1 protein-coding gene and 1 pseudogene are annotated in these 3905 nt (G+C 70.6%); one reads left to right on the top strand and one right to left on the bottom strand.

Translation table 11 applies throughout. The features are described from left to right. The coding region (locus tag D7V93_RS46280) for a hypothetical protein (RefSeq protein ID WP_208723306.1) at positions 1–252 on the bottom strand (252 nt) is incomplete at its 3' end. On the opposite strand from D7V93_RS46280, the pseudogene D7V93_RS47885 reads away from it, so the two are divergent. Then, positions 230–3905: pseudogene (locus D7V93_RS47885) on the top strand (hypothetical protein); the annotation flags it as partial. The gene D7V93_RS46280 and the pseudogene D7V93_RS47885 sit on opposite strands and share 23 nt — an antisense overlap.

Raw genomic sequence — 3905 nt, 5'->3', positions numbered from 1 at the left:
GGCGGTGGAGGCGGCGGGGGACTTCGCGCCCATCGCGGGCGTGAGGGTGGTGCGAGCGGCGCTGGAGCCGACCCCGAGCGAGGCGGTGCCCGCGAGGGTGTACCGGTGTCCGGAGGTGGCCGCGTGCGAGCCGTGGCTGACGGATGCGTCGGAGCGGCAGCTCCTGGAGACGCTGGGGGCGTTCCGGCAGCCGGAGGCGCTGACGGGGGCACAGCAGGCGCTGCTGCGCGTGCTGGAGCGCGAGGGGCGCATCGAGGCCCTGTCAGTGGAGGACTGGGAGGAGCGCGAGCGGCTGCGGCGCGAGGAGGAGCTGCGGCAGGCGGAGGAGGAGGCCTGGAGCATCGAGCAGGCGCGCCGGCGCGAGGAGGCGGAGCGGCTGGCGGAGGAAGCACGGCTGGCGGAGCTCGCGCGCATCGAGGCGGAGCGGTTGGCGGAAATCGCGCGCCTTGAGGCGGAGCGGGTGGCGGAGGAGGCCCGGCTCGCGGAAGAGGCGCGACTGGCGGAGCTTGCGCGCCTTGAGGCGGAGCGGGTGGCGGAGGAGGCCCGGCTTCGCGCGATTGAAGAGGCCCGGCTGGCGGAGGAGGCCCGGCTTCGCGCGATCGAGGAGGCTCGGCTCGCGGAAGAGGCGCGGTTGGCGGAGGAGGCCCGGCTGGCGGAAGAGGCCCGGCTTCGCGCGATCGAGGAGGCTCGGCTCGCGGAAGAGGCTCGACTCGCCGAAGAGGCTCGACTCGCCGAGGAGGCTCGGCTTCGTGCCGAGGAAGAAGCGCGCGTAGCCGAAGAAGCCCGACTCGCGGAAGAAGCCCGGCTCCGTGCTGAAGAAGAAGCTCGGTTGGCGGAAGAGGCTCGACTCGCGGAAGAGGCCCGTCTCGCGGAAGAGGCCCGGCTCGCGGAAGAGGCCCGTCTCGCGGAAGAGGCTCGGCTCGCGGAGGAGGCCCGACTCGCGGAAGAGGCTCGGCTCGCGGAAGAGGCTCGGCTCGCCGAAGAGGCTCGGCTCGCGGAAGAGGCTCGGCTCGCCGAAGAGGCTCGGCTCGCCGAAGAGGCTCGGCTTCGTGCCGAGGAAGAGGCCCGCCTCGCCGAGGAGGCTCGGCTTGAGGAAGAGGCGAGGCTTCGTGCCGAGGAAGAAGCGCGCGTAGCCGAAGAAGCCCGGCTCGCCGAAGAGGCTCGGCTTCGTGCTGAGGAAGAAGCTCGGCTCGCGGAAGAGGCCCGGTTTCGTGCTGAGGAAGAAGCTCGGCTCGCGGAGGAGGCCCGCCTCGCGGAGGAGGCCCGCCTCGCGGAAGAGGCCCGCCTCGCGGAAGAGGCCCGCCTCGCGGAGGAGGCCCGACTCGCGGAGGAGGCCCGCCTCGCGGAAGAGGCCCGGTTTCGTGCTGAAGAAGAAGCTCGGCTCGCGGAGGAGGCCCGGTTTCGTGCTGAGGAAGAAGCTCGTCTCGCGGAAGAGGCCCGTCTCGCGGAAGAGGCCCGTCTCGCGGAAGAGGCCCGGCTCGCGGAGGAGGCCCGGCTTCGTGCCGAGGAAGAAGCGCGTGTAGCCGAAGAGGCCCGGCTCGCGGAAGAAGCTCGTCTGCGCGCAGCAGAAGAAGCCCGGCGCGCGGAGGAGGCCCGGCTCGCCGAAGAAGCTCGCCTGCGCGCAGCCGAAGAAGCTCGGCTCGCGGAGGAAGCCCGGCTTCGCGCGGAGGAAGCCGCTCGGATCGCCGAAGAGATTCGCCTCGCGGAAGAGGCTCAGCTTCGTGAGGAAGAAGAGCGGCTTCGGGCGGAGGCGGAGGAAGAAGCTCGGCTCGCGGAAGATGCACGTCTCGCGGAGCAAGCCCGGCTCCGTGCTGAGGCAGAGGAGGCCCGGCTCGCCGAAGAGGCTCGCCTTCGTGCTGAGGAAGAGGCCCGGCTCGCTGAGGCGGCTCGACTCGCCGAAGAGGCGCGCCTCGCCGAAGAGGCGCGCCTCGCCGAAGAGGCGCGCCTCGCCGAAGAGGCTCGCCTCGCCGAAGAGGCTCGCCTCGCCGAAGAGGCTCGACTTCGTGCTGAGGCAGAGGCCCGGCTCGCCGAGGAGGCTCGTCTCGCGGAAGAGGCTCAACTCGCCGAGGAGGCTCGCCTCGCGGAAGAGGCCCGGCTCGCGGAAGAGGCCAGGCTTCGTGCCGAGGAAGAGACTCGTCTCGCGGAAGAGGCGAGGCTTCGTGCCGAAGAAGAAGCGCGCGTAGCCGAAGAAACCCGGCTTGCGGAAGAAGCCCGGCTCCGCGCTGAAGAAGAAGCTCGTCTCGCGGAAGAGGCTCGTCTCGCGGAAGAGGCCTGGCTTCGTGTCGAGAAAGAGGCTCGACTCGCGGAAGAGGCCCGTCTCGCGGAAGAGGCCCGTCTCGCGGAAGAGGCCCGTCTCGCGGAAGAGGCCCGTCTCGCGGAAGAGGCCCGTCTCGCGGAAGAGGCCCGTCTCGCGGAAGAGGCTCAGCTCCGTGCTGAGGAAGAAGCTCGGCTCGCGGAAGAGGCCAGGCTTCGTGCCGAGGAAGAGGCCCGTCTCGCGGAAGAGGCTCGGCTCGCGGAGGAAATTCGCCTCGCGGAAGAGGCTCGGCTCCGTGCTGAGGAAGAAGCTCGGCTCGCGGAAGAGGCTCGACTCGCTGAGGAGGCCCGTCTTGCTGAGGCGGCCCGGCTCGCCGAGGAGGCTCGACTTCGTGCTGAGGAAGAGGCCCGACTCGCGGAGGAGGCCCGGCTTGGTGCCGAGGAAGAGGCTCGACTCGCGGAAGAGGCCCGGCTCCGTGCTGAGGAAGAGGCTCGACTCGCGGAAGAGGCTCGACTCGCGGAAGAGGCTCGGCTCGTCGAGGAGGCGCGTCTCGCGGAAGAGGCCCGGCTTCGTGCCGAGGAAGAAGCGCGCGTAGCCGAAGAAGCCCGGCTTGCAGAAGAGGCCCGGCTCCGTGCTGAGGAAGAGGCTCGCCTCGCTGAGGAGGCTCGACTCGCGGAAGAGGCGAGGCTTCGTGCCGAGGAAGAAGCTCGGTTCGCGGAAGAGGCCCGGCTCCGTGCTGAGGAAGAGGCTCGACTCGCCGAAGAGGCTCGACTCGCCGAGGAGGCTCGACTCGCCGAAGAGGCTCGACTCGCCGAAGAGGCTCGACTCGCCGAAGAGGCTCGACTCGCCGAAGAGGCTCGACTCGCCGAAGAAGCCCGGCTTCGTGCTGAGGAAGAGGCTCGACTCGCGGAGGAGATTCGCCTCGCGGAGGAGGCCCGACTTCGTGATGAGGAAGAGGCTCGACTCGCGGAAGAGGCGAGGCTTCGTGCCGAGGAAGAAGCTCGGTTCGCGGAAGAGGCTCGGCTCGCGGAAGAGGCTCGGCTCGCGGAAGAGGCTCGACTCGCGGAAGAGGCTCGACTCGCGGAAGAAGCCCGGCTCGCGGAAGAGGCTCGACTCGCCGAAGAGGCTCGCGTAGCGGAAGAAGCCCGGCTCGCGGAAGTGGCCCGGCTCCGTGCTGAGGAAGAAGCTCGGCTCGCCGAAGAGGCCCGCCTCGCGGAAGAAGCCCGGCTCGCGGAAGAGGCTCGACTCGCCGAAGAGGCTCGCGTAGCGGAAGAAGCCCGGCTCGCGGAAGAAGCCCGGCTCCGTGCTGAGGAAGAAGCTCGGCTCGCCGAAGAGGCCCGCCTCGCGGAGGAGATTCGCCTCGCGGAGGAGGCCCGGCTCGCCGAAGAAGCTCGCCTGCGCGCAGCCGAAGAAGCCCGGCTTCGCGCGGAGGAAGCCGCCCGGATCGCCGAAGAGATCCGGCTCGCGGAAGAGGCTCAGCTTCGTGAGGAAGAAGCCCGCCTCGCCGAAGAGGCGCGACTCCAAGCCGAAGCCGAAGCCGAAGCCCAACGCGCCGAAGCGCTGAGACACGCCGAACTCCAACGCCTCGCGGAAGAAGCCCGCCAGGCCGAAGCCCTGCGCCAGGCCGAACAGGCCCGCCGTCCCACGGCAC

This window comes from Corallococcus llansteffanensis (assembly GCF_003612055.1).
Lineage (GTDB): Bacteria > Myxococcota > Myxococcia > Myxococcales > Myxococcaceae > Corallococcus > Corallococcus llansteffanensis.
The sequence above is the reverse complement of the archived record's forward strand: the minus strand, read 5'-3'. Positions and strand labels throughout refer to the sequence as shown.